Annotated in this window: 21 protein-coding genes; 18 read left to right on the forward strand and 3 right to left on the reverse strand. The window is 45.8% G+C overall.

Features of this window, described 5'->3' with window-relative positions; all coding sequences use genetic code 11:
- Positions 1–10 precede the first annotated feature (10 nt).
- The 6 genes from BHV72_RS07645 to BHV72_RS07670 all read left to right on the forward strand — a co-directional run bounded on the left by BHV72_RS07645 (position 11) and on the right by BHV72_RS07670 (position 5,368).
- Positions 11–541 (forward strand): adenine phosphoribosyltransferase, encoded by a 531-nt coding sequence (locus BHV72_RS07645; RefSeq protein WP_005676887.1) that lies wholly within the window; start codon positions 11–13, stop codon positions 539–541.
- Positions 542–615: 74 nt separating this feature from the next.
- The gene (uvrC, locus tag BHV72_RS07650) at positions 616–2,445 is read left to right on the forward strand and encodes an excinuclease ABC subunit UvrC (protein ID WP_286855544.1); all 1,830 of its coding nucleotides are present in this window, start codon (positions 616–618) and stop codon (positions 2,443–2,445) included.
- 134 nt (positions 2,446–2,579) lie between these two features.
- Positions 2,580–3,032, forward strand: coding sequence for a D-aminoacyl-tRNA deacylase (gene dtd / locus BHV72_RS07655; protein ID WP_005676885.1), 453 nt, complete (start codon positions 2,580–2,582; stop codon positions 3,030–3,032).
- Between the two features lie 26 nt (positions 3,033–3,058).
- On the forward strand, positions 3,059–3,397 hold the full coding sequence (locus BHV72_RS07660; RefSeq protein WP_005676884.1) for a nucleotide pyrophosphohydrolase: 339 nt from the start codon (positions 3,059–3,061) through the stop codon (positions 3,395–3,397).
- A complete protein-coding gene (deoC, locus tag BHV72_RS07665; protein ID WP_286855545.1) occupies positions 3,384–4,286 on the forward strand; it encodes a deoxyribose-phosphate aldolase in 903 nt (300 codons plus the stop codon). The genes BHV72_RS07660 and deoC overlap by 14 nt, the downstream gene beginning before the upstream one ends.
- A gap of 404 nt (positions 4,287–4,690) precedes the next feature.
- Positions 4,691–5,368, forward strand: a complete 678-nt coding sequence (locus BHV72_RS07670) for a DUF1266 domain-containing protein (RefSeq protein WP_122264051.1) — start codon at positions 4,691–4,693, stop codon at positions 5,366–5,368.
- 3 nt (positions 5,369–5,371) lie between these two features.
- Here BHV72_RS07670 and BHV72_RS07675 read toward each other — a convergent pair whose 3' ends face one another.
- Positions 5,372–6,346, reverse strand: a complete 975-nt coding sequence (locus tag BHV72_RS07675; protein ID WP_122264052.1) for a polyprenyl synthetase family protein — start codon at positions 6,344–6,346, stop codon at positions 5,372–5,374.
- 87 nt (positions 6,347–6,433) lie between these two features.
- On the opposite strand from BHV72_RS07675, the gene polA reads away from it, so the two are divergent.
- Both polA and BHV72_RS07685 read left to right on the forward strand, forming a co-directional pair.
- The gene (polA, locus tag BHV72_RS07680) at positions 6,434–9,283 is read left to right on the forward strand and encodes a DNA polymerase I (protein WP_286855546.1); all 2,850 of its coding nucleotides are present in this window, start codon (positions 6,434–6,436) and stop codon (positions 9,281–9,283) included.
- Positions 9,284–9,547: 264 nt separating this feature from the next.
- Positions 9,548–9,943 carry a DUF3836 domain-containing protein gene (locus tag BHV72_RS07685; protein ID WP_005676878.1) on the forward strand — a complete coding sequence of 132 codons (396 nt, stop codon included), beginning with the start codon at positions 9,548–9,550 and terminating at the stop codon, positions 9,941–9,943.
- A gap of 93 nt (positions 9,944–10,036) precedes the next feature.
- Here the strand turns inward: BHV72_RS07685 and BHV72_RS07690 are convergent, their stop codons facing one another.
- Positions 10,037–10,813, reverse strand: coding sequence for a LytR/AlgR family response regulator transcription factor (locus tag BHV72_RS07690; RefSeq protein WP_286855547.1), 777 nt, complete (start codon positions 10,811–10,813; stop codon positions 10,037–10,039).
- The gene (locus BHV72_RS07695) at positions 10,810–12,843 is read right to left on the reverse strand and encodes a tetratricopeptide repeat-containing sensor histidine kinase (protein ID WP_286855555.1); all 2,034 of its coding nucleotides are present in this window, start codon (positions 12,841–12,843) and stop codon (positions 10,810–10,812) included. Before BHV72_RS07695 ends, BHV72_RS07690 begins: the two co-directional genes overlap by 4 nt.
- Before the next feature lie 121 nt (positions 12,844–12,964).
- Between BHV72_RS07695 and BHV72_RS07700 the strand changes: the two genes are divergently transcribed.
- The 10 genes from BHV72_RS07700 to BHV72_RS07745 all read left to right on the forward strand — a co-directional run bounded on the left by BHV72_RS07700 (position 12,965) and on the right by BHV72_RS07745 (position 23,449).
- On the forward strand, positions 12,965–13,870 hold the full coding sequence (locus tag BHV72_RS07700) for a serine O-acetyltransferase (RefSeq protein ID WP_005676874.1): 906 nt from the start codon (positions 12,965–12,967) through the stop codon (positions 13,868–13,870).
- Between the two features lie 16 nt (positions 13,871–13,886).
- On the forward strand, positions 13,887–15,356 hold the full coding sequence (locus BHV72_RS07705; protein ID WP_122264054.1) for a THUMP domain-containing class I SAM-dependent RNA methyltransferase: 1,470 nt from the start codon (positions 13,887–13,889) through the stop codon (positions 15,354–15,356).
- A 169-nt stretch (positions 15,357–15,525) separates the two neighbouring features.
- Positions 15,526–17,721, forward strand: a complete 2,196-nt coding sequence (locus tag BHV72_RS07710) for a S9 family peptidase (protein ID WP_286855548.1) — start codon at positions 15,526–15,528, stop codon at positions 17,719–17,721.
- Positions 17,722–17,783: 62 nt separating this feature from the next.
- Positions 17,784–19,058: a phosphoribosylamine--glycine ligase gene (gene purD, locus BHV72_RS07715; RefSeq protein ID WP_005682516.1), complete on the forward strand. Its 1,275-nt coding sequence runs from the start codon at positions 17,784–17,786 to the stop codon at positions 19,056–19,058.
- A 182-nt stretch (positions 19,059–19,240) separates the two neighbouring features.
- Positions 19,241–19,432: a hypothetical protein gene (locus tag BHV72_RS07720; RefSeq protein WP_032838428.1), complete on the forward strand. Its 192-nt coding sequence runs from the start codon at positions 19,241–19,243 to the stop codon at positions 19,430–19,432.
- Between the two features lie 14 nt (positions 19,433–19,446).
- Entirely contained in the window at positions 19,447–20,457 is a 1,011-nt protein-coding gene (locus tag BHV72_RS07725) for a hypothetical protein (protein WP_055256095.1), read from the forward strand.
- Positions 20,442–20,921 carry a YqaA family protein gene (locus BHV72_RS07730; protein WP_005676868.1) on the forward strand — a complete coding sequence of 160 codons (480 nt, stop codon included), beginning with the start codon at positions 20,442–20,444 and terminating at the stop codon, positions 20,919–20,921. Before BHV72_RS07725 ends, BHV72_RS07730 begins: the two co-directional genes overlap by 16 nt.
- Before the next feature lie 49 nt (positions 20,922–20,970).
- Entirely contained in the window at positions 20,971–21,669 is a 699-nt protein-coding gene (mnmC2, locus tag BHV72_RS07735) for a tRNA (5-methylaminomethyl-2-thiouridine)(34)-methyltransferase MnmC2 (protein WP_286855550.1), read from the forward strand.
- A gap of 68 nt (positions 21,670–21,737) precedes the next feature.
- Positions 21,738–22,685: a metal ABC transporter solute-binding protein, Zn/Mn family gene (locus tag BHV72_RS07740; protein WP_286855551.1), complete on the forward strand. Its 948-nt coding sequence runs from the start codon at positions 21,738–21,740 to the stop codon at positions 22,683–22,685.
- A 14-nt stretch (positions 22,686–22,699) separates the two neighbouring features.
- A complete protein-coding gene (locus BHV72_RS07745) occupies positions 22,700–23,449 on the forward strand; it encodes a metal ABC transporter ATP-binding protein (RefSeq protein WP_005676865.1) in 750 nt (249 codons plus the stop codon).
- Positions 23,450–23,630: the final 181 nt, after the last annotated feature.

A 23,630-nucleotide genomic window follows, 5' to 3' on the forward strand; every position in this document is an offset into this window, starting at 1 on the left:
AGATAAATCAATGATTATGAGCAAAGAAACGCTAATTAAAAGTATCCGGGAAATTCCCGACTTTCCGATTCCGGGAATCCTGTTTTACGATGTAACCACATTGTTCAAAGATCCGTGGTGCTTGCAAGAATTATCGGACGTTATGTACGAGATGTATAAGGATAAAGGTATCACCAAAGTTGTAGGTATAGAATCAAGAGGATTCATCATGGGACCGATTCTGGCTACCCGACTCAATGCTGGCTTCATCCCTATCCGTAAACCCGGAAAACTTCCCGCAGAAACTATTGAAGAAAGCTATGACAAAGAATACGGAAAAGACACAGTGCAGATTCACAAAGACGCATTGGATGAAAACGATGTAGTGCTGCTGCATGACGACTTACTGGCAACGGGCGGAACAATGAAAGCAGCCTGTGAACTGGTGAAGAAATTGAAACCGAAGAAAGTATATATCAACTTTATCATCGAACTGAAAGACCTCAACGGAAAATCAGTATTCGGAGATGATGTAGAAGTAGAATCCGTATTGACTTTATAAAGGATTTGTTTATATTTGCAGGGCGTAGTGATACTACGCCCTTTTTCATTTTAGCTATTTCATTCCTAAAGATTATGAATACAGAAGCGGAAAACAAAACCAATGAATACTTGAAAGGAATCGTGGCAAACCTTCCTGAAAAGCCGGGAATCTACCAGTACCTGAATGCGGAAGGAACGATTATATACGTTGGAAAGGCTAAAAACCTGAAGAAAAGGGTATACTCTTATTTCAGCAAAGAACACGAGCCGGGAAAGACACGGGTATTGGTAAGCAAGATAGCTGATATACGGTATATCGTGGTGAACACAGAGGAAGATGCACTGCTATTGGAAAATAATCTGATCAAGAAATATAAGCCGCGTTATAACGTCTTATTAAAGGATGACAAGACTTACCCTTCGATCTGTGTACAGAACGAATATTTTCCCAGGATATTCAGAACCCGGAAGATTATCAGAAACGGCTCATCTTATTATGGTCCGTACAGCCATATCCCCTCGATGTATGCAGTGCTGGACTTGATAAAGCATTTATATCCGTTACGTACCTGTTCTTTAAACCTCACTCCGGAGAACATACGGGCCGGGAAGTTCAATGTATGCCTCGAATATCATATAAAGAACTGTGCAGGACCCTGCATCGGGCTTCAGTCACAAGAAGAATATCTAAAAAACATCGATGAAATCAAAGAGATTCTAAAAGGGAATACGCAGGAAATTAGCCGTATGCTATTGGAGAAGATGCAGACTTTGGCCGGTGAAATGAAATTTGAGGAAGCACAGAAGATTAAAGAGAAATATCTTTTGATAGAGAACTACCGTTCCAAATCAGAAGTGGTAAGTGCCGTACTGCATAATATAGATGTCTTTTCGATCGAGGAGGATGACAGCAATTCCGCATTTATCAATTATCTGCATATCACAAACGGAGCAATCAACCAGGCATTTACTTTCGAATATAAAAAGAAGTTGAATGAATCCAAGGAGGAATTGCTGACGCTCGGCATTATCGAAATGAGGGAACGTTATAAAAGCCGGTCACGGGAGATTATCGTCCCCTTCGAACTTGACCTGGAATTAAATAATGTCGTTTTCACCGTTCCCCAACGGGGTGATAAAAAGAAATTGCTGGATCTTTCTATCCTGAACGTGAAGCAATACAAGGCCGACCGCATGAAACAGGCGGAGAAACTGAATCCTGAACAGAGAAGTATGCGCCTGATGAAAGAAATACAGCAAGAACTGCACTTGGAGAGACCGCCCTTGCAGATTGAATGTTTTGATAACTCGAACATACAGGGATCGGACGCAGTGGCAGCTTGCGTGGTATTCAAAAAGGCCAAACCTTCGAAGAAAGATTACCGGAAATACAATATAAAGACAGTAGTGGGGCCTGATGATTATGCTTCGATGAAAGAAGTCGTAAAAAGGCGTTATCAGCGCGCAATTGAAGAAAGTTCGCCGTTGCCCGACCTGATCATTACCGACGGTGGGAAAGGGCAAATGGAGGTCGTCAGAGAGGTCATTGAGAACGAACTAGGGTTGAATATCCCTATTGCCGGATTGGCTAAAGACAATCGCCACCGCACGTCTGAATTGCTATTCGGGTTTCCTCCGCAAACTATCGGGATCAAACAACACACTCCCCTGTTCCGGTTGCTGACACAAATACAGGATGAAGTACACCGCTTTGCGATTAGTTTTCATCGCGACAAACGTAGCAAAAGACAGGTTGCATCTGCATTGGATAGCATCAAAGGCATCGGGGAAAAGACTAAAACAGCTCTTTTGAAAGAATTTAAGAGTGTAAAGCGGATAAAAGAGGCGTCGCTAGAGGACATCAGCGCTATTATTGGGGAAGCGAAGGCCAAGACGGTGAAGGAAGGATTGAATAATGAATAACAGAGGCTAAAATTAGAAGGTTTCAAGAGGCAGCAACACGTTCTTCTTCGATAATATTTTCCTCCCAATACATCGTTTTCTCTTTCGAAATTCGTAAATTTGCCTTTCATAATCACGAAATAGAATAAATAGCAATGCGAATAGTTATACAACGGGTAAGCCATGCATCAGTGACCATTGAGGGACACTGCAAATCAGCTATCGGAAAAGGAATGCTGATATTAGTTGGCATTGAGGAAGCCGATGGGCAGGAAGACATTGACTGGCTCTGCAAGAAGATAGTAAATCTGCGCATTTTCGACGATGAGAATGGCGTAATGAACAAATCCATACTGGAAGACGGAGGAGAAATTCTGGTTATCAGCCAGTTCACTTTACATGCTTCCACCAAAAAAGGGAACCGTCCTTCTTATATCAAAGCTGCAAAGCCGGAAATATCGGTCCCACTCTATGAGAAGTTCTGCAAAGATTTGACTGCCGCATTGGGCAAAGAAATCGGTACGGGTACCTTCGGTGCAGACATGAAAGTTGAACTTTTGAACGACGGACCTGTTACTATATGCATGGATACGAAAAACAAAGAATAACGTAAACAACTTATAATAAAAGAACTATGACCCTGGAAGAAGCTCAAAAACAGGTAGACCAATGGGTAAAGACATACGGCGTCCGCTATTTCAGCGAATTGACCAATATGGCAGTACTGACGGAAGAAGTCGGGGAACTGGCCCGCGTCATGGCCCGCAAATACGGTGACCAATCCTTCAAGGAAGGTGAGAAAGACAATATCGAAGAAGAAATAGCAGACGTTCTGTGGGTGCTCCTATGCATCGCCAACCAGACAGGCGTAGACGTCACTGCCGCCCTTCAAAAGAGTATGGAAAAGAAAACGAAACGAGATAGTAAAAGACATATCAATAACCCAAAACTGAACGATCATGGAGGAGAATAATTCACTGTCCAACAAGTACGATGCCGCTCTGGCGAAGTATAATACACATCTGAGCGATGCAGATATTCAGGCTCGCGTAGCTGACCTGATTGAAAAGAAAGTGCCGGAGAACAACACAGAAGAAGTCAAGAAATTCCTGTTCACGTGCATTGACCTGACTACACTGAACAGTACGGATAGCGATGAAAGCGTTATGCGATTTACTGAAAAAGTAAACCAGTTCGATGATGAATTTCCTGACTTGAAAAATGTAGCTGCGATCTGCGTGTATCCCAACTTTGCAGCTATCGTCAAGAATACGCTGGAGGTAGACGGAGTGAATATCGCCTGTGTATCAGGAGGATTCCCTTCTTCTCAAACATTTACCGAAGTAAAAGTAGCGGAAACTGCACTGGCCATTGCAGACGGCGCAGACGAAATAGATATTGTAATCTCCATAGGCAAGTTCCTGAGTGGCGACTACGAAGCAATGTGTGAGGAAATACAGGAGTTGAAGGAAGTCTGCAAGGAACGCCACCTCAAGGTAATCCTCGAAACGGGTGCACTAAAGAGCGCTTCCAACATCAAAAAATCCTCTATCCTATCCATGTATTCAGGTGCGGATTTCATCAAAACATCGACCGGAAAGCAGCAGCCTGCAGCTACTCCGGAAGCTGCTTATGTGATGTGTGAAGCTATCAAGGAATACTATCAGAAGACAGGAAACAAGATTGGCTTCAAACCGGCAGGAGGAATCAATACAGTCAATGACGCAATTATTTATTACACTATTGTGAAAGAAGTATTGGGTGAAGAATGGCTGGACAACCGGTTATTCCGCTTGGGAACAAGCCGCCTGGCAAATCTCCTACTCTCTGATATCAAGGGAGAAGAAATAAAATTCTTCTAGGAAAGGCTACATAAGCAATCAAATATGCCTTACCGCACGGCTCTCCGCAAAACGGGAACCGATGCGGTATTTTTTATTTAAGAAAAACTAAAGATAGTTATCAAGCAATCCGCAAAAATCATTATCTTTGTCTCAGATTTGGCTGTGGATATCTAGCTAAATAATTGAACCAGAGAACGTTTCATTTATTACCAAATTCCTGGAATTCGGCAAAATTCAAAGTTATGAATGGTAATAAGCAAACGGGTCTCACGCACCTTCATGTATATACTGTTGTTATATAGCGAACGGAGCGTGGGACTGTTGCTTGTGTATAATTCATAACGGCTTGCCGAAGCCTCAGGAAAATATATAGCAACAGTCCCCACGCTTTTTCAGTGAACTTTAATCATAAGAGTATAAAAATGGAAGCACATATTCAAGCCTTAAGAATAAACCGCAATCCGCTAAATCTAGTCCTCGGGACGAAAAGAAAGCTAGGGTTGCGCATTGGCTATATGGAAGCTGCGTTAAAAGGTTTTTATCTCAACTCAATAGAAACAGGAGTTCACCCGCAAAAGTTAACCCGACTGCTGTCTGAAGAATTTCACTGCGTTGACACCGAATCAACCAACGGACTATTACAATTCCTGACTAATGAAGGAGACAGGGTTCCCTATCAGATCATGCTCCCCTACCTGCTCTCGTCAGACAATATCAACGAATTTGAAACAATCATACATAAACGCTTTTTCGGAGTGGAACGTTTCGTCCGGCAGGGAAACAATTTATACAGATTCGTAAAATATACAGAGGAAAGAAGAGACCCGATTATATGGATAAATGACTTGGAAAGAGGAATTGACGCATGGGATATGGGGATATTGGTCAACCTGGCACGTGCGGCTTATGAAATCGGATATATCACCAAAGGACAAGCATGGGAACATATTGAGCAGGCAGGAATACTATGCTCCAAAATACTCCGTTCGCCGGAAGAAATAGACAAGAGTTTCCTCCTCGGGCGAGCAATGCAATCAGAGAAAATAGAAGATTGGGACCGTTTATTATCGTGCTATTTACTTTTGAACAAACATCGATAACCGCTATTTTTCGCGGTCTACAACGTAATCCAGATAAGACCGGAGAGCCACGCAGATAGCAGAATCCGGCAAAGAGGCCAACAGCCCAAAGGCTTTTTGCTTATATGCGTTCATCGTCCGGACAGCATATTCAATACCACCGTTTTCCTTGGTAAATGCGATCAGACGAGCTATTTCAGCGAGAGTAGCCGTACCCTCTTTCACTTTGAGAGCAATTTCAGTAGCCTGATTGTCATTCGCTCTATTAAGTGCATACAAGACAGGGAGTGTCAGTTTGCCTTCAAGCATATCGTTCCCTGTCGGCTTACCGATTTCCTTGCTGTCGAAATAGTCGAAAATATCATCCTTAATCTGAAAACAGATACCGATATATTCACCCAACAAGCGGGCTAGTTTCACTTCTTCCTCACTCACTCCTACCGAGTAAGCCGCCGCCTCCGTACAGGCAGCGAATAGGGCCGCAGTTTTCTTACGAATCACATCGAAATAAACTGTCTCCGAAAAGCTATGATTACTTACATTTGAGAGCTGGAGCAACTCGCCGTCGGCAAGATCCTGCCCCAATGAAGATACCAGCCGGATAATCTGATGACTGTTCGTCAGCTCGGCATGCACCAGGCTTGTTGCCAGAAGATAATCCCCCGTCAGTACGGCTACCTTATTATTAAAGATAGCATTCACCGAGAGTTGCCCACGGCGTTCGGTACTTTCGTCCACTACGTCGTCATGCACCAAACTGGCATTATGAAGAAGTTCCAGAGATACCGCCGCATGAAGAGTGGCAGGAGACACGACGCCATAAAGGCGTGCTACCAACAAGACGAGAATAGGACGCATCATCTTTCCACTGCGCTGGCGTATATGAGCTACTACGCTATCAAGCAGTGTATTCGAACTGGAAAGAGAACTATCATAAAGTTCTTTGAAAGCCTCAAGTTCGCTTTCAATCGGTGTTCTGATAATAGAGATGCTGTCCATTCATGCACAATTTGAGCACAAAAGTAATAATAAAACGCTTAATACGGTATTTTTTTGTACTTTTACCATGAAAAATTAATAAAATCTATGGAGTCAGACAATAAATTATTTCTTTTAGACGCTTATGCACTGATATACCGGGCTTATTATGCCTTTATTAAGAATCCCCGAATCAACTCAAAAGGATTCAACACTTCAGCTATTCTAGGGTTTGTCAATACCCTCGAAGAAGTATTGAAGAAGGAGAATCCCACTCATATAGGAGTGGCTTTCGACCCGGCCGGCCCTACCTTCCGCCACGAGGCTTTCGAACAATATAAAGCACAGCGTGAAGAAACTCCGGAAGCAATCCGTCTTTCCGTACCTATTATAAAAGAAATCATCCGTGCCTACCGTATCCCTATTCTGGAAGTGGCAGGCTACGAGGCTGACGACGTGATAGGAACACTCGCTACCGAAGCCGGACGCCAAGGGATTATTACTTATATGATGACCCCGGACAAAGATTACGGACAATTAGTAAGCGACAAGGTATTCATGTACCGCCCCAAACATACGGGAGGTTTTGAAGTAATGGGTGTCGATGAGGTGAAAGCCAAATTCGATATTCAGTCACCGGCACAAGTCATCGATATGCTCGGCCTAATGGGAGATTCTTCGGACAATATCCCCGGCTGCCCCGGAGTAGGAGAAAAGACAGCTCAAAAACTGATAGCCGAATTCGGAAGCATTGAGAATCTTCTGGAACATACCGACCAACTCAAGGGAGCACTGAAAACAAAAGTGGAAACGAACCGGGAAATGATTACTTTCTCAAAATTCCTCGCGACTATCAAAATCGACGTGCCTATCCAACTCGATATGGATTCGCTCGTTCGTGAGCAGGCAGACGAAGATTCGCTCCGACAGATTTTCGAGGAACTGGAATTCCGGACACTGATCGATCGCGTTCTGAAAAAAGAGAATGCCGGAAACGGAATAACAACTCCAACCGGAAACAAAACGGCAGCAGAAAAAAGTAACCTCGCCCCTCTCCCACTTTTTCCCGAGGAAGGCGGAGCCGTGCAAGGCGATTTATTTGCGAATTTTACGGGCAACGAGCCGGGCGAAGCTAAAAATTCAAATCTAGCGACGTTAGAAACGCTCAATTGCGACTACCAACTTATTGATACAGAAGAGAAAAGAGAAGAAATTATTCAAAAGTTACTTACATCAAAAATTCTTTCGCTAGATACGGAAACTACCGGAACCGAACCAATGGACGCCGAATTGGTCGGAATGAGTTTTTCGATTGCCGAAAATGAAGCTTTTTATGTCCCGGTCCCCGCCGATCAGGAAGAAGCGTTAAAAATCGTCAATGAGTTCCGCCCGGTATTTGAAAATGAAAACTCATTGAAGGTCGGACAGAATATCAAGTATGATATGATCGTTCTCCAAAATTATGGAGTGCAAGTAAAAGGCCCGTTGTTCGATACAATGATCGCCCATTATGTTCTTCAACCTGAACTCCGTCACGGAATGGATTATCTTGCCGAAATCTATCTACGTTATCAGACAATCCATATTGATGAACTGATTGGTCCGAAAGGGAAGAACCAGAAAAATATGCGCGACCTCGCCCCGAAAGACGTTTATCGTTACGCCTGCGAAGATGCGGACGTAACCCTGAAACTGAAAAACGTTCTGGAAAAGGAATTAAAGGAGAATGACGCCGAGCGGCTGTTCTATGATATAGAAATGCCGCTTGTTCCGGTACTGGTTAATATCGAACGCAACGGTGTGCTGCTGGATACGGAAGCGCTGAAACAATCTTCCGCTCACTTTACGGCACAAATGGAGAATATCGAAAAGGAAATTTACGAACTGGCAGGTGAAACGTTCAATATTGCTTCACCGAAGCAAGTCGGTGAGGTGCTGTTTGATAAATTAAGAATTGTAGAGAAGGCAAAAAAGACTAAAACCGGGCAATACGTCACTTCGGAAGAGGTGCTCGAAAGCCTTCGCCACAAACATCCTGTGGTAGAAAAGATATTAGAACACCGGGGACTGAAAAAGTTATTGGGAACATACATCGATGCACTCCCCCAACTCATCAATCCGCGTACAGGACGGGTACATACTTCTTTCAACCAAACCGTTACCGCCACGGGACGTCTTAGTTCAAGCAATCCGAACCTACAAAATATCCCGATCCGCGACGAGAACGGAAAAGAAATCCGCAAAGCATTCATCCCCGATGAAGGCTGCCTTTTCTTCTCTGCGGACTACTCACAGATTGAATTGCGCATCATGGCGCATCTGAGCGAGGATAAGAACATGATCGACGCTTTCCTCAGCAACCATGACATCCACGCTGCCACCGCCGCAAAGATTTATAAGATTGACTTGCAAGATGTAGGCTCTGATATGCGTCGCAAAGCCAAAACTGCCAATTTCGGCATTATCTATGGTATATCCGTATTCGGCCTCGCCGAACGGATGAACGTAGAGCGGAAAGAAGCCAAAGAACTTATCGACGGCTATTTCGAAACCTATCCGGGAGTGAAGGCTTATATGGATAAAAGTATCCGGGTTGCACAAGAAAAAGGCTATGTGGAGACTATTTTCCACCGGAAACGCTTCTTGCCGGACATCAACTCACGAAACGCCGTTGTACGCGGATATGCGGAACGGAATGCCATTAACGCACCTATCCAGGGAAGTGCGGCAGATATTATCAAGGTGGCTATGGCACGTATCTATCAACGTTTCCAAACGGAAGGAATACAAGCCAAAATGATCCTGCAAGTACATGACGAATTGAACTTCAGTGTTCCCGTTGAAGAAAAAGAACGTGTAGAAGAAATTGTTATCGAAGAAATGGAACACGCATACCGTATGCATGTACCTCTGAAAGCTGATTGCGGGTGGGGCAAGAACTGGCTCGAAGCTCACTAACATTATTTAACTCGCTATCCGAAAGCTAGAAAAAAGATTTCTTTTTAAACGAAGTGATTCGTTCTATATCCGGCAGATTGACTGCCGGATATTTTTTTGTCACTAATCTTGGCAAAAAGCAAACTACTGCCAGCACCCACACTTGACAATTTGATAATATTTCACTCCCCAAAATGCATAAATATCAAATTAATATGTAAGTTTGCAGCGTAAAACTGATACATCAGTAGACAAATGAAAGTATAACTTAAAACTAAAATAGCCATGAAAGCAAAAGTATCCTTAAAAATGTTCGTTTTATCCGCTGCTCTTCTTATTGCATCTTTCACCGCTTCCGCACGTAACAACGACGGTCAGTTGATTTACAATCCGATAGAAGAAAATGGCATGACAGTAGGCCAGACCGTTTACAAAATGGACGGAAATACACTTGCCAACTATATGAAGTACAATTATAAGTACGACGACAATAAACGCATGACCGAAAGCGAAGCCCTCAAATGGGACAGCAACAAGGACGAATGGGTAAAGAATTTGCGTATCAACTATATTTATGAAGGCAAGACCGTCACTACCAATTACTATAAATGGAACGCTAAAAAGCGTGCTTATGTACTGGTACCCGAGATGACTGTAACAATGGATAATACAAATATGTAACAAAAACTCTCTCTCATTCTAATATTCTAACAAAAGAGAACGCCGCTCCTGATGAAGAAGAGGCGTTTTCACTTTATATAACCGTAGGCTGTATCACAAGACATAAAACCGTTCCTGCAATTCTTTCAGATAGCTTCTGGAAATGACCAGATCACCTTTATCGTGGAAAGGCGGATAAAGTTGGCAACACTTTCCATCGATCATAGCCAGATAATTTACATTCACAATGGCCGACTGGCTGATTTGCACGAAAGCCTGCGAATAACTGACGATATCCTCCGCTTTCGTGTTCCGTTTCAGGTTCAACCGGATTTGATTAAACAGAACCACCTGCCATTGACGTTTATCTTTCAAATATTCAAAAAATCCGATTTCTTCTAGCCGTAAGAGCTTGAATCCTGTCACCGTGCTAATCATAAACATTCCCTGTTGCGGCATCAGAGCTATAATAGAAGAAGCAAAAGAGGGAGGCGCCACTACAGCAGAACGCATCGCTTTCCGATAACGGTCTATGACAACTTTCAAGTCTTCCGCGCTAAAAGGTTTCAACAAGAAATCAAAAGCCGACTCATGCAAAGCCTGAAGCAGATATTTATCATAGGACGTATAGAACACAACCTTCATATCCCACAATACATCATCCCTTATCTCACTTAGCAAATTAAGGCCCAATATATCCGGAAGCTCCACATCAAGAAAGAGTAAATCCGGATGTAACTCCATAATCATCTTTTTCCCTTTTGCACCACTGCTTGCAATTCCCTTTATCTCAAATTCACGATAAGGCTCCAGTTCACGGCGCAAAGCGTCACTTGCAGAACGTTCGTCATCAATGATGACCACTTTGTACTTTTCTTTTGTATCCATCATAAATCATAAGAAAAACGAAACGGGATATATACCGAAACTAATGTACCGGTCTGTCCACTGTTTCTATTGGTTATTTCAAAACGTATTTTGTCACTCTTGTTTTTCGTATTCAGCAGTTGAATGGTCTGATACAACACCTTCAGTCCGGTACCCGTTCCCCGTGTTGCCGAAGTTACGTTCGGAAGATACCCGCGGCCGTTATCACAAATCGTAATACAGATACCATTCTTTTCATGAGAGACATGTACCGTCAACTCCTTTTCACCATCTTTCCCAACCAGTCCATGCTTGATTGCATTCTCAACCGGGATTTGTATAATCATCGAAGGAATCATCACACGACTTGCATCCAGTCCTTCCTCCACTGTAACCGTTGCCGTAAAATCTTCGCCGACGCGTCCTCTTTCGAGATTAATATACGAACGTACAAAATCCAGCTCGTCTTGTAAGGAAACACTTAGTTTTTCCGTCAGTTCAAGACTGCGTCGGAGATATTTAACCAGCTCCAACAGGTTATTCTTCACATCTTCCGACCCCGTGAACTGATTAATCTCACGTCCCAATACATTGAAAGTGAAATGGGGGGAAATCCGGCTCCGCAGGTTCTCCATGCGGACACGGTTGATTTGCCGGAAAAAGCGTTCACGAAGAAATTCTCTTTTCTTCCGCATATACCAGATGATACCGCCTGTTCCTGCAACTAGCAGCACACAAACAAGTACCCATATATAAACGCTCAACTTCAAAGCTTTCACTTCACCTGCCTGCCGTTGAATCTGCATTTCTTTCCGCAATACAATAGTGTCCTGACGATAGCGCATATCCAGTTCTGCGACACGTGTCTGTACCCGTTCGCTACGGATAGAATCATCCAGACGACAGTCACGCTTCAAATATTCATAAGCACGGCGGTAGTCGCCGGCACGCTCGAAGTAATGCTGGAGATATTGGTTGCGTATTGTCAGCATATTGGCATCAAGATGTCCCACAGGAGCGGTACGTTCTATCATTTTATGAGCCAGCGCCATATTTCCTTTCTGTAACGCCAGTTCAATCATTTGAGTTTCGATATAGTATACAGCCGAGTTATGCTGAATTTCCGAAAAGAAACGATAACTCTCGTCCAGGCATATCTGTGCTGAATCCAAGTTATTGGTCAACAAGTATAATTCTCCCAGGTTTACTTTGATAAAGTTCTGTTCAAACACCATTTGGGGGTGGGCGGAGACTAAGGCATTGGCTCTGCGCATATAGTTCAATGCTTCCTGATAATCCTTCCTGTAATAATAATGATTTCCGCGATTGTTGAGATAGGTCCAACGTTCTCCCACATTCATTTCGTCAAAGAATTTTCCTGCCAGTTCATAATAATGGTTGGACAAATCGAAGTCGCGCAAGTCCATATAAGTTTGTCCCAAACCGTAATAGACAGGGAATTTCGTATGTTCGGACAATCTCAGAGAATCGCAGAGAAACAAGGCGCGGCGGTAATAAGAGGCAGTGTGCGCCAAGTCACTGCGATGCAGGCAGGCGTCAGCCATATTGATACAAATGTCGGGAAGAAGGTGCAGGCGCTTTCCTTTCAGACGATATGCATACGCCTTTTGATAATCAAGTATGGCAGAATCGGGACGGTTCAACTGCATCCAAACGTTTCCTTCAACATTATAAACATCGGCCAGGACATCGTTCCAGCGAGGACACTCGGAAACATTGCGGGAGAATTGCTTAACCTGTCGATTGTAATAAAGTATGGAGTCAAAATCAGAAGAAACAAAGAAGGTTTTACCATAAAGGGCGAGCAGACGATAATACACTTGTGAGTCTTGCACTTGCACCAGCGCGTCACGTACCTGCGAACGGGAATAAAGTACATTGGAGAAAAGAGAATCCTGAACGCGGACTTCGAGAGAATCGACAAGTTCCTGCTCACAAAAAGGCTTATGGCGATGCCTGTCAGCACACCCGCAATACAACAATATCAAAAGCCCGAACAAGCCAAACAGCTTCATAGTAGTCCTCCCATTCATCAATCCCTTATTCATGTCATGTTTTGAATGTGACAAAAATACATTATTTATCCTGAATCCCAACCAATTTTATTATTTTTTTAATACCTTTGTCCCCATATAAATATGAGCAACTGACCTAATGAGTCCACTGAACTTCACCCACATTTTGACACAGGCAGTCGATGAGCTATCGGAAAGCGAATCTTACAAAGGACTGTTTCATCAACACAAAGATGGCGAACCACTGCCCTCTGCTAAAGTCTTGTATGAAATTATCGAGCTTTCACGCTCTATCTTATTTCCCGGATATTACGGAAATTCCACTATCAACAGCCGGACAATCAATTACCACATCGGTGTAAATATTGAGAAGTTATTTGATTTGCTTACCGAGCAAATCCTTGCCGGATTGTGTTTTGGAACCAGTATAGAAGGAAGATGTAATGCCTGCTCCGATTCCAAGAGAGAAGAAGCAGCCCGCCTTGCCGCCAAGTTTATCAGCAAATTGCCTGTCATGCGCAGAGTGCTGGCTACCGACGTAGAAGCCGCCTATAACGGCGACCCTGCCGCCGAAAGTTATGGCGAAGTTATTTTCTGCTATCCCGCTATCAAGGCCATCAGTAACTACCGCATCGCGCATGAGCTACTGGAACTGGGTGTCCCCCTGATTCCGCGTATCATTACGGAAATGGCGCACAGCGAAACAGGTATTGATATTCATCCGGCCGCCAAGATTGGCAGTCACTTCACGATCGACCACGGCACAGGTGTGGTAATCGGCGCAACGAGTATCATCGGAAACAACGTCAAACTCTATCAGGGCGTCACTCTGGGAGCCAAGAGTTTCCCGCTGGATGCGGATGGAAAGCCGATCAAAGGCATCCCGCGCCACCCGATACTGGAAGACAATGTAATCGTTTATTCCAACGCCACTATCCTGGGAAGAATCACTATCGGACGCGATGCAACCGTAGGCGGTAATATCTGGGTGACGGAGAACGTCCCCGCAGGAGCAAGAATCGTACAAACCAAAGCAAAAAAATAAAACCAAATAACTATATATGAGCGAACAATTCGAGATGATTGCCAAGACCTTCCAGGGACTGGAGGAGATACTTGCAGAAGAGCTGACAGCACTAGGAGCCAACGACATTCAAATAGGCCGCCGAATGGTGTCATTCACAGGGGATAAGCGTATGATGTATAAGGCTAATTTCTGCCTCCGTACTGCTATCCGTATTCTTAAACCGATCAAGAACTTTACGGCAAAGGATGCCGACGAAGTTTACAATGAAATACAGGCAATTCCTTGGGAGGAATATCTCGACGTAAACAAGACATTTGCAATAGATGCAGTAGTATTCAGCGAAGAATTCCGCCATTCGAAGTTTGTTTCGTACAAGGTGAAAGATGCAATCGTGGATTATTTCCGTGAAAAGACAGGCAAACGCCCGTCTGTACGCATCAGCAATCCGGACGTATTGTTGAATATCCATATCGCACAAACGACCTGCACCTTGTCTTTGGACTCGTCCGGTGAATCACTTCACCGGCGCGGTTACCGCCAGGAAGCCGTAGAAGCTCCGTTGAACGAGGTATTGGCTGCCGGTATGATTCTGATGACCGGCTGGCGGGGAGAATGTGACTTGATTGATCCGATGTGCGGTTCGGGTACTATTCCAGTGGAAGCTGCATTGATAGCAAGAAACATCGCTCCGGGCGTATTCCGTAAGGGATTTGCATTTGAGAAATGGGTGGATTTCGATGCGGATATGTTCGACGAGCTTTACAATGACGACAGTCAGGAGCGTGAATTTACACATAAAATTTACGGATACGACAACAATCCGAAAGCGAACGAAATAGCAACTCATAACATAAAGGCAGCGGGGGTATCGAAAGATGTCGTACTGAAACTGCAACCGTTCCAGCAATTCGAACAGCCGAAAGAGAAGTCTGTCATCATCACCAACCCTCCTTATGGAGAGCGTATTTCCACCAATGATTTACTCGGACTATACCAAATGATTGGCGAGCGCCTGAAACACGCGTTTGTAGGAAACGAGGCATGGGTTCTCTCCTACCGGGAAGAGTGTTTCGACCAGATTGGTTTGAAAGCCAGCCAAAAGGTTCCTTTGTTCAACGGGCCACTGGAATGTGAATTCCGCAAATATGAAATCTTTGACGGAAAATACAAGGAATTCAAGAGTCAGGAAGAAGCAGGAGAAGAAAAGAAAGAGACGGAAGGAGAACAAGCGTCTAAGTTCAGGGAAAGAAAAGAATATAAACCTCGTCGGGAAGGAGAATTCAAACCCCGTAGAGAAAGTGAGTTCAGGCCGCGCCGGGAAGGTGACTCCAGACCTCGCAGAGAAGGAGAATACAAGCCGCGCCGGGAAGAAGGAGAATTCAAGCGGGAAGGAAACAGAGAGAGAAAACCGCAGGGAGAATTCCGTAGCCGAAGAGACCCGAAAGCTCCGAGAGAGTTCAAAGGAAATCGGGAACCGAGGATTCCGAAGAAGGAAGAGGAGTAAACAAGCGTTAATAGTTAATTGCACATTCACAAGAAATTAGCAACGAAAAGCAATTTAATGGATTATTCAATGCTTTTACCAAGTTGGGTGCTGCTATTCGGATAAAGAGCACTTCTTTGGACAGAGTAAAAATAAAAGGATTTAAAAACAAATAATAAAGAAAAGAGCAATGAGTAAAGTTGGAAAAAGAGCCTTCCTTTTGTTGTTGGCAATCCCAATTGTAATCAATGTTATGGCACAAGAAACCAAGAAACCGACACTGGAAGACCTGATTCCGGGCGGTGAAAGTTATCGTTATGCAGAAAACCTGTACGGGCTGCAATGGTGGGGCGACGAGTGTATTAAACCCGGCATCGACACCATCTATTCTATCCAGCCGCAAACAGGCAAAGAAACAATGCTCATCACCCGTGAGCAAATCAACAAAGCGCTTGCAGAAGACAAGGCAGGAAAGTTATCCCATTTGTATTCCGTACGTTTCCCATGGGCGGAAAAGCCGCAAATGTTACTGAACATAGCCGGAAAATACATCGTATATGATTTCAAGAACAACCGGATTGTCAGCAGTCGCAAGCCTAAAGCCAAAGCGGAAAACGAAGACTACTGCACCGCCAATGGAAATGTAGCCTATACAATCGGCAACAATCTATACGTAAACGAACAGGCGGTGACGAACGAGCCCGAAGGCATCGTCTGCGGCCAGTCCGTACACCGCAATGAGTTCGGTATCAACAAAGGTACATTCTGGAGCCCGAAAGGTAATCTGCTCGCCTTCTACCGTATGGATGAAAGTATGGTGACTCAATACCCGCTTGTAGACATTACCGCACGTGTGGGCGAAGTGAACAATGTCCGCTATCCAATGGCAGGAATGACCAGCCACCAAGTGAAGGTAGGTATCTACAACCCCGCAACGGGCAAAAGCATTTACCTGGATGCAGGCGACCCTACCGACCGCTACTTTACGAACATCAGTTGGGCACCGGACGAGAAGAGCCTCTACCTGATTGAAGTAAACCGCGACCAGAACCATGCCAAACTTTGCCAATACAACGCAGAAACAGGCAAGCTGACAAAGGTGCTCTACGAAGAAACTCACCCGAAATACGTAGAGCCGCAAAACCCGATTATATTCTTGCCGTGGGATACCAGCAAATTCATTTATCAGAGCCAGCGCGATGGATACAATCACCTCTATCTGTTTGATACCAAAGCAAGCATTTACGGTGACCTTCAGGAAGGAACCGGCGGCGCCCAATATCGCGAATCAGTGAAGGTAAAACAGTTGACTAAAGGCAACTGGCTGGTAAAAAACATATTAGGCTTCAACGCTAAGCGGAAAGAAGTTATCTTCACCGCCATAGAGGGCTTGAGAAGCGGTCATTTCGCAGTAAACGTGAACAACGGAAAGATGAGCCGCCCGTTCGATAGCAGTAAAGAGAGTGAACACAACGGAGTGCTCAACGCTTCCGGGACGTTCCTTATCGACCGTTATTCCACTAAAGACCAGCCCCGCATCATCAATCTGGTAGATACAAAGAACTTCAAAGAAACCGTAAACCTGCTGACTGCCAAAGACCCGTATGAAGGTTATCAAATGCCAAGTATTGAAACCGGGACAATCAAAGCGGCCGACGGCACAACCGACCTTCACTACCGCCTGATGAAGCCGGCAAACTTTGACCCGAACAAGAAATATCCAACCATTATTTACGTCTACGGAGGTCCTCATGCCCAATGTGTCACCGGAGGCTGGCAGAATGGCGCACGTGGCTGGGACACGTATATGGCCAACAAAGGCTATATCATGTTTACGATCGACAATCGTGGCAGCAGTAGCCGCGGACTGGAGTTTGAGAACGCCACCTTCCGTCGCCTCGGCATTGAAGAAGGCAAAGACCAGGTAAAAGGTGTCGAATTCCTGAAATCCCTCCCTTACGTAGACGGCGGACGCATCGGCGTGCACGGCTGGAGCTTTGGAGGGCACATGACCACTGCCTTGTTGCTCCGTTACCCGGAAATATTCAAAGTAGGCGTAGCCGGTGGCCCTGTCATCGACTGGGGATATTATGAAGTGATGTACGGCGAACGCTATATGGACACACCGGAAACCAATCCTGAAGGTTACAAGGAATGCAACCTGAAAAACCTCGCGGGTCAGTTGAAAGGTCATCTGCTGATTATCCATGACGACCATGACGACACTTGCGTGCCTCAACACACCTTGTCGTTCATGAAAGCTTGTGTAGACGCCCGCACCTACCCCGACCTGTTCATCTACCCGTGCCACAAGCACAACGTATCAGGTCGCGACCGTGTACATCTGCACGAAAAAATCACCCGGTACTTTGAGCAGAACCTGTAAAAAGCGGCTGCTTATCCATACCTAATCAAACGTATAACAGTATAACTTATAACAGTATAAAGATGAAGATTTTATTACTAGGCTCGGGCGGCCGCGAACATGCACTGGCATGGAAAATTGCCCAAAGTCCGAAAGTTGAGAAGCTGTATATTGCTCCGGGAAATGCCGGAACAACTGCCGTAGGCGAAAATGTCAACATCAAGGCTACTGATTTTGAAGCTATCAGCGCTTTCGCCCTGAAGGAAGACATCGCCATGGTCGTAGTAGGTCCCGAAGATCCGTTGGTAAAAGGAATCTACGACTACTTCCAGAACCGCCCCGAACTTAAACACATCGCTGTTATCGGTCCCTCCGCACAGGGAGCCGAACTGGAAGGAAGCAAGGAATTTGCAAAAGGCTTCATGATGCGTCACAACATCCCGACAGCCCGTTACAAAAGTATCACTTCCGCAACTATTGAAGAAGGTTTGGCCTTCCTCGAAACATTGGAAGCTCCTTATGTACTGAAAGCCGACGGCCTCTGTGCCGGAAAAGGCGTACTGATTCTCCCCACGCTGGACGAAGCCAAAAAGGAACTGAAAGAAATGCTCGGCGGTATGTTCGGCTCTGCATCGGCAACAGTTGTCATTGAAGAGTTCCTGAGCGGTATCGAGTGTTCCGTATTTGTCCTGACCGACGGTGAAAACTATAAAGTCCTCCCCGTAGCAAAAGACTACAAACGTATCGGTGAAGGCGACAAAGGTCTGAATACAGGGGGCATGGGTAGCGTAACCCCTGTTCCGTTTGCCGACGAAGTGTTCATGGAGAAAGTACGCACCCGCATCATCGAGCCGACAATCAACGGCCTGAAAGAAGAGAATATCGTCTACAAAGGTTTCATCTTCCTCGGATTAATCAATGTGAAAGGTGAGCCAATGGTGATCGAATACAACGTCCGTATGGGCGACCCGGAAACAGAAAGCGTCATGCTCCGCATTCAGAGCGATCTCGTGGAACTGCTGGAAGGCACTGCCGCAGGCAACCTGAACGAAAAGACACTCGTTATGGACCCGCGTTCGGCAGGTTGTGTGATTCTCGTCAGCGGCGGTTACCCGGAAGCTTATGAGAAAGGATTCCCGATCAGCGGACTGGAACAGGCTGCCGCTACGGAAAGTATCATTTTCCATGCCGGAACAGCTATGAAAGACGGCCAAGTAGTTACAAACGGAGGACGCGTTATCGCTGTCTGCTCCTATGGAGCTACTAAAGAAGAAGCGTTGGCACAGAGCTACAAAGTAGCGGACATGATTGACTTCGACAAGAAGTACTTCCGCCGCGACATCGGCTTCGACCTATAACTGCCGGCGTAACGCCGAAGCAAGGCTTCCATTCGACGGCATTGTTTCAAATGAGAGGCGATGTTTATTCTAGAGAAGAGACGATGTCAACGCTAGATAAGAATCACCTTGGTAAAGCCACGCTAGAGGCAAATCTATCTCCATTCTCCTCCTTCGGGAAGGAGGAGTACCCGTAGGGGGAGGTGGTAGGTGAATACATAAGTCTATTATTAAAACAGATAGGCGCACCTACCACCCCGGCTTTCAGCCACCCCTCCTTCCCGGAAGGAGGGGAAGCCATTCGGAGAAAACCATTCGGAAAGAAAGGAAAGAAAGGGAGAGAAGGGAAAGAAACCATAGAAACCACAGAAGAAACAGAAGCAACAAAAAAATAATTGAACGAGATTAAATGAGAAATAAAAAGCTGCAAGGTCAAGTAACAGCAGGGCGGTGGACGCTGCCTATCGTTGTCTTTATCTGTACCCTCTGTTGGGTACTGACATCCTTTTTACTGCCCGACCTCACAGCCTCAACAGTGGAAGACAGCACTCTCTCCCTCTGGCAATCCGCCCGCGACTTGTTACTTCCCGCATGGGCCGAACGACTTGTCAGCTATCTGATTTATGCCGTTATCGGTTATAGCCTGATAGAGCTGAACAACCGTTTCGGCATTATCCGTATGCGGGCGTCCATGCAGACAGCCATATACTTTCTGTTGGTCACTATCTGCCCGGAAATGCACTTGCTATATGCAGGAGACATTGCAGCCCTTGCTTTCCTGTTCTCCATTTATTTCCTGTTCAAAAGTTATCAGCAGCCGCAGGCAGCAGGCTATTTATTCTATTCCTTCCTTTTCATCGGAGCGGGAAGCCTGCTTTTCCCCCAACTCACCTTCCTTTCGGTACTCTGGATATTCGAAGCTCACCGTTTTCAGGCACTCAAGCCCCGTAGTTTCTGCGGTGCGCTCTTAGGCTGGGTACTGCCTTACTGGTTCCTGTTCGGGCACGCCTTCTTCTACAATCAAATGGAGTTATTCTACCGTCCGTTTACCGAACTGGTAACTTTCGGCAAGCCCTTCGACCTGCAAATTCTCCAACCTTGGGAATTGGCGGTTCTCGGCTATTTACTTGTACTGTTCATTGTCAGCGCCGCCCATTGCATCATCGCAGGATTTGAAGACAAGATACGCACCCGTGCCTATCTGCAATTTCTTATCGACCTGAATATCTTCCTCTTCCTGCTCATAGCTTTGCAGCCAACCTATTGTGTCAATCTGTTGCCGTTGCTCATGATAAGCAGCAGCATCCTGATCGGACATTTTTTCGTACTGACCAACAGCAAGACATCGAACGTATTCTTCATAATCTCGCTGGTCAGTCTCATCCTCCTATTCAGTTTTAATATATGGACGCTTTTATAGACTCAACAATACAACTCCTCATCGAATGGGGATTACCGGGATTATTCATCTCGGCTTTACTGGCCGGCAGCATCGTGCCTTTCAGTTCCGAACTGGTACTGGTGGCACTCGTCAAACTCGGCCTGCCCCCTACCGCCTGCCTGATATCCGCCGCACTCGGCAACACGGTAGGCGGAATGACCTGTTACTATATGGGACGTCTGGGCAAAATAAGCTGGATAGAGAAATATTTCAAGGTAAAGAAAGAAAAGGTAGACAAAATGGTGAACTTCCTGCAAGGGAAAGGAGCACTTATGGCATTTTTCGCCTTCCTTCCGGCTATCGGTGAAGTTATCTCCATTGCACTGGGATTTATGCGAAGCAATATATGGCTTACGGTAGCTTCCATGTTTGCCGGCAAGTTGATACGTTACATCCTTCTCCTGTATGTGCTGGAAAGTGCATGGAATGTGGTAGCAGGATAAATGTTTCATTAAGTAATCAAGCAATAAGTATCAGATAGCAAGTTATACGATGAAAAGAATAATCGAGAAGACCGATGACGGGAGCACTACCCTGTTTGTTCCGGAATTGAATGAGCATTATCATTCAACGAAAGGGGCACGCACGGAGTCCCAGCACATTTTCATCAATATGGGACTGAAAGCCTCCACCGCCACCACCCCTCACATTCTGGAAATAGGTTTCGGAACAGGTCTGAACGCCTGGCTCACCCTCGAAGAAGCAGAAAAAAGCGGGAGGAATGTATACTATACAGGTCTGGAACTCTATCCCCTGGAATGGCAACTCGTAGAGCAACTGGGGTATATTTCCGCCAACGAACAACTAATGACAGGCGACAACCAGTGTCCGGCCCACGAGTTATTCAAACAGCTTCATACCTCCCCGTGGGAAGAAGACGTACCGATTACCCCTCACTTCACCCTACAAAAAGTACAAAAAGACTTTAATAAGCTGGAAACAGAGACAGAAGGGTGGAAAGCAGACGTGATTTACTTCGACGCCTTCGCACCGGAAAAGCAGCCGGAGATGTGGTCGCAAGAACTATTCAACCGCCTTTATGTTTTATTAAATAACGGCGGAATCCTGACGACTTATTGTGCCAAAGGAGTCGTCAGGCGAATGTTGCAGGCCGCAGGATTCATCGTGGAACGTCTTCCCGGCCCTCCGGGAGGAAAACGGGAAATACTGCGGGCCCGGAAACAAGAATAAGAACTTAAAAACGAAAACAAGAATAAGTAAAACAAGATAAGTAAGAACAACCCGAAATACAACAAGTCATGAAAAAGCAACTAATAGATATGAAGACCCTGCTTATCGTCGGCTCCTGCCTCCTACTGGCAGCGTGCACCGGACGAACGTCCCAAAGCGGTACTGAGGAAAAGCCGGTCATTACCGTCACACTCGAACCGCAACGCTATTTCACGGAAGCCATTGCAGGCGACAAGTTCACGGTAGTCAGCATGGTCCCCAAAGGTTCCAGTCCGGAAACATACGACCCGGTTCCGCAGCAACTCGTATCCCTTGGCGACAGCAAAGCCTACTTCCGCATCGGTTACATCGGCTTCGAACAGGCCTGGATGGACCGTCTGATGAACAATGCCCCTCATATCCAAGTGTTCGACACCTCCAAAGGAATAGACCTGATTCTGAACGACAACGAACATGGCAACGGATATCATGACCATGAAGGTCACAATCATCCAGGTCACAGTCATGCCGTAGAGCCACATATATGGAACTCGACCGCCAACGCCCTCATCCTTGCCGGAAATACGTATAAAGCGCTCTGCACCCTTGATAAAGCCAATGAGCTTTATTACAGGAACCGGTACGACTCCCTCTACCAACGCATCCAGCAAACGGACAGTCTGATTCGTCAACAACTCTCCGCACCGGACGCCGTCAAATCCTTTATGATTTACCACCCGGCCCTCTCCTACTTTGCCCGTGACTACGGACTGCACCAGATTTCTATCGAAGAAGGAGGCAAAGAACCCTCTCCCGCCCACCTGAAAGAGCTGATAGACCTCTGCAAAGCGGAAGACGTGCGTGTAATCTTCGTCCAACCGGAGTTTGACAAGCGCAATGCGGAAACTATCGCGCAGCAGACCGGTACCAAAGTAGTTCCTATCAACCCCCTCAGCTACGACTGGGAAACAGAAATGCTGAATGTAGCCAAAGCTCTCGCCCCGGCCGAGACAAAGGAACAAACAGTCAGACAGTGATATCAGAAAAGCCAATGACGAAGCCAATTATCGAAATAAAAAACCTATCCGCCGGATACGACGGCCGCAATGTTCTCCATGACATCAACCTTGCCGTCTACGAACGGGACTTCCTCGGAATTATCGGTCCGAACGGAGGCGGGAAGACAACGCTTGTAAAGTGCATCCTCGGTCTGCTAAAGCCCACCGGAGGGGAAATTAGTTTCAACTGTAAGCCTTCTTTGGGCTACCTGCCTCAATACAGCACGATCGACCGGAAATTTCCCATATCAGTGGAGGAAGTAATCCTTTCCGGACTCAGCATACAGAAGTCACTGACCTCCCGTTTCACCCCCGAACAAAAGGAGAAGGGCAAGCAAATTATTGCCCGCATGGGGCTCGAAGGACTCGAACACCGTGCTATCGGGCAATTAAGCGGCGGACAGTTGCAACGCGCGCTTCTGGGACGCGCCATAATCTCCGACCCTTCCGTGCTTATTCTGGACGAACCCAGCACGTATATCGACAAGCGTTTCGAAGCACGCCTCTACGAGTTGCTGGCGGAAATTAATAAAGAATGTGCCATTATCCTTGTCAGTCACGACATCGGCACGGTGCTGCAACAGGTGAAATCTATCGCCTGTGTCAACGAAACTCTGGATTATCATCCCGATACGGGGGTCACCACCGAATGGTTGGAAAAGAACTTTAACTGTCCTATCGAACTGCTCGGACACGGGACGCTGCCGCACCGCATTCTGGGTGAACATCATCACCACCACTAGCCGTTCGCTGTGGAGGGGTGGACAGGTAGATACATAATGCTGATAATCTATTAATTTACGCATGCACCTACCACCTCCCCCTACGGGTACTCCTCCTTCCAGAAGGAGGAGAATATAGATAGTATCGGCTTTAAAGTTCCTTTATAATGACGGTATCAATGGATTAGAGCGGCGGTATTGT

Source organism: Bacteroides sp. 43_46, from assembly GCF_001915455.1.
GTDB classification, from domain to species: domain Bacteria; phylum Bacteroidota; class Bacteroidia; order Bacteroidales; family Bacteroidaceae; genus Bacteroides; species Bacteroides caccae.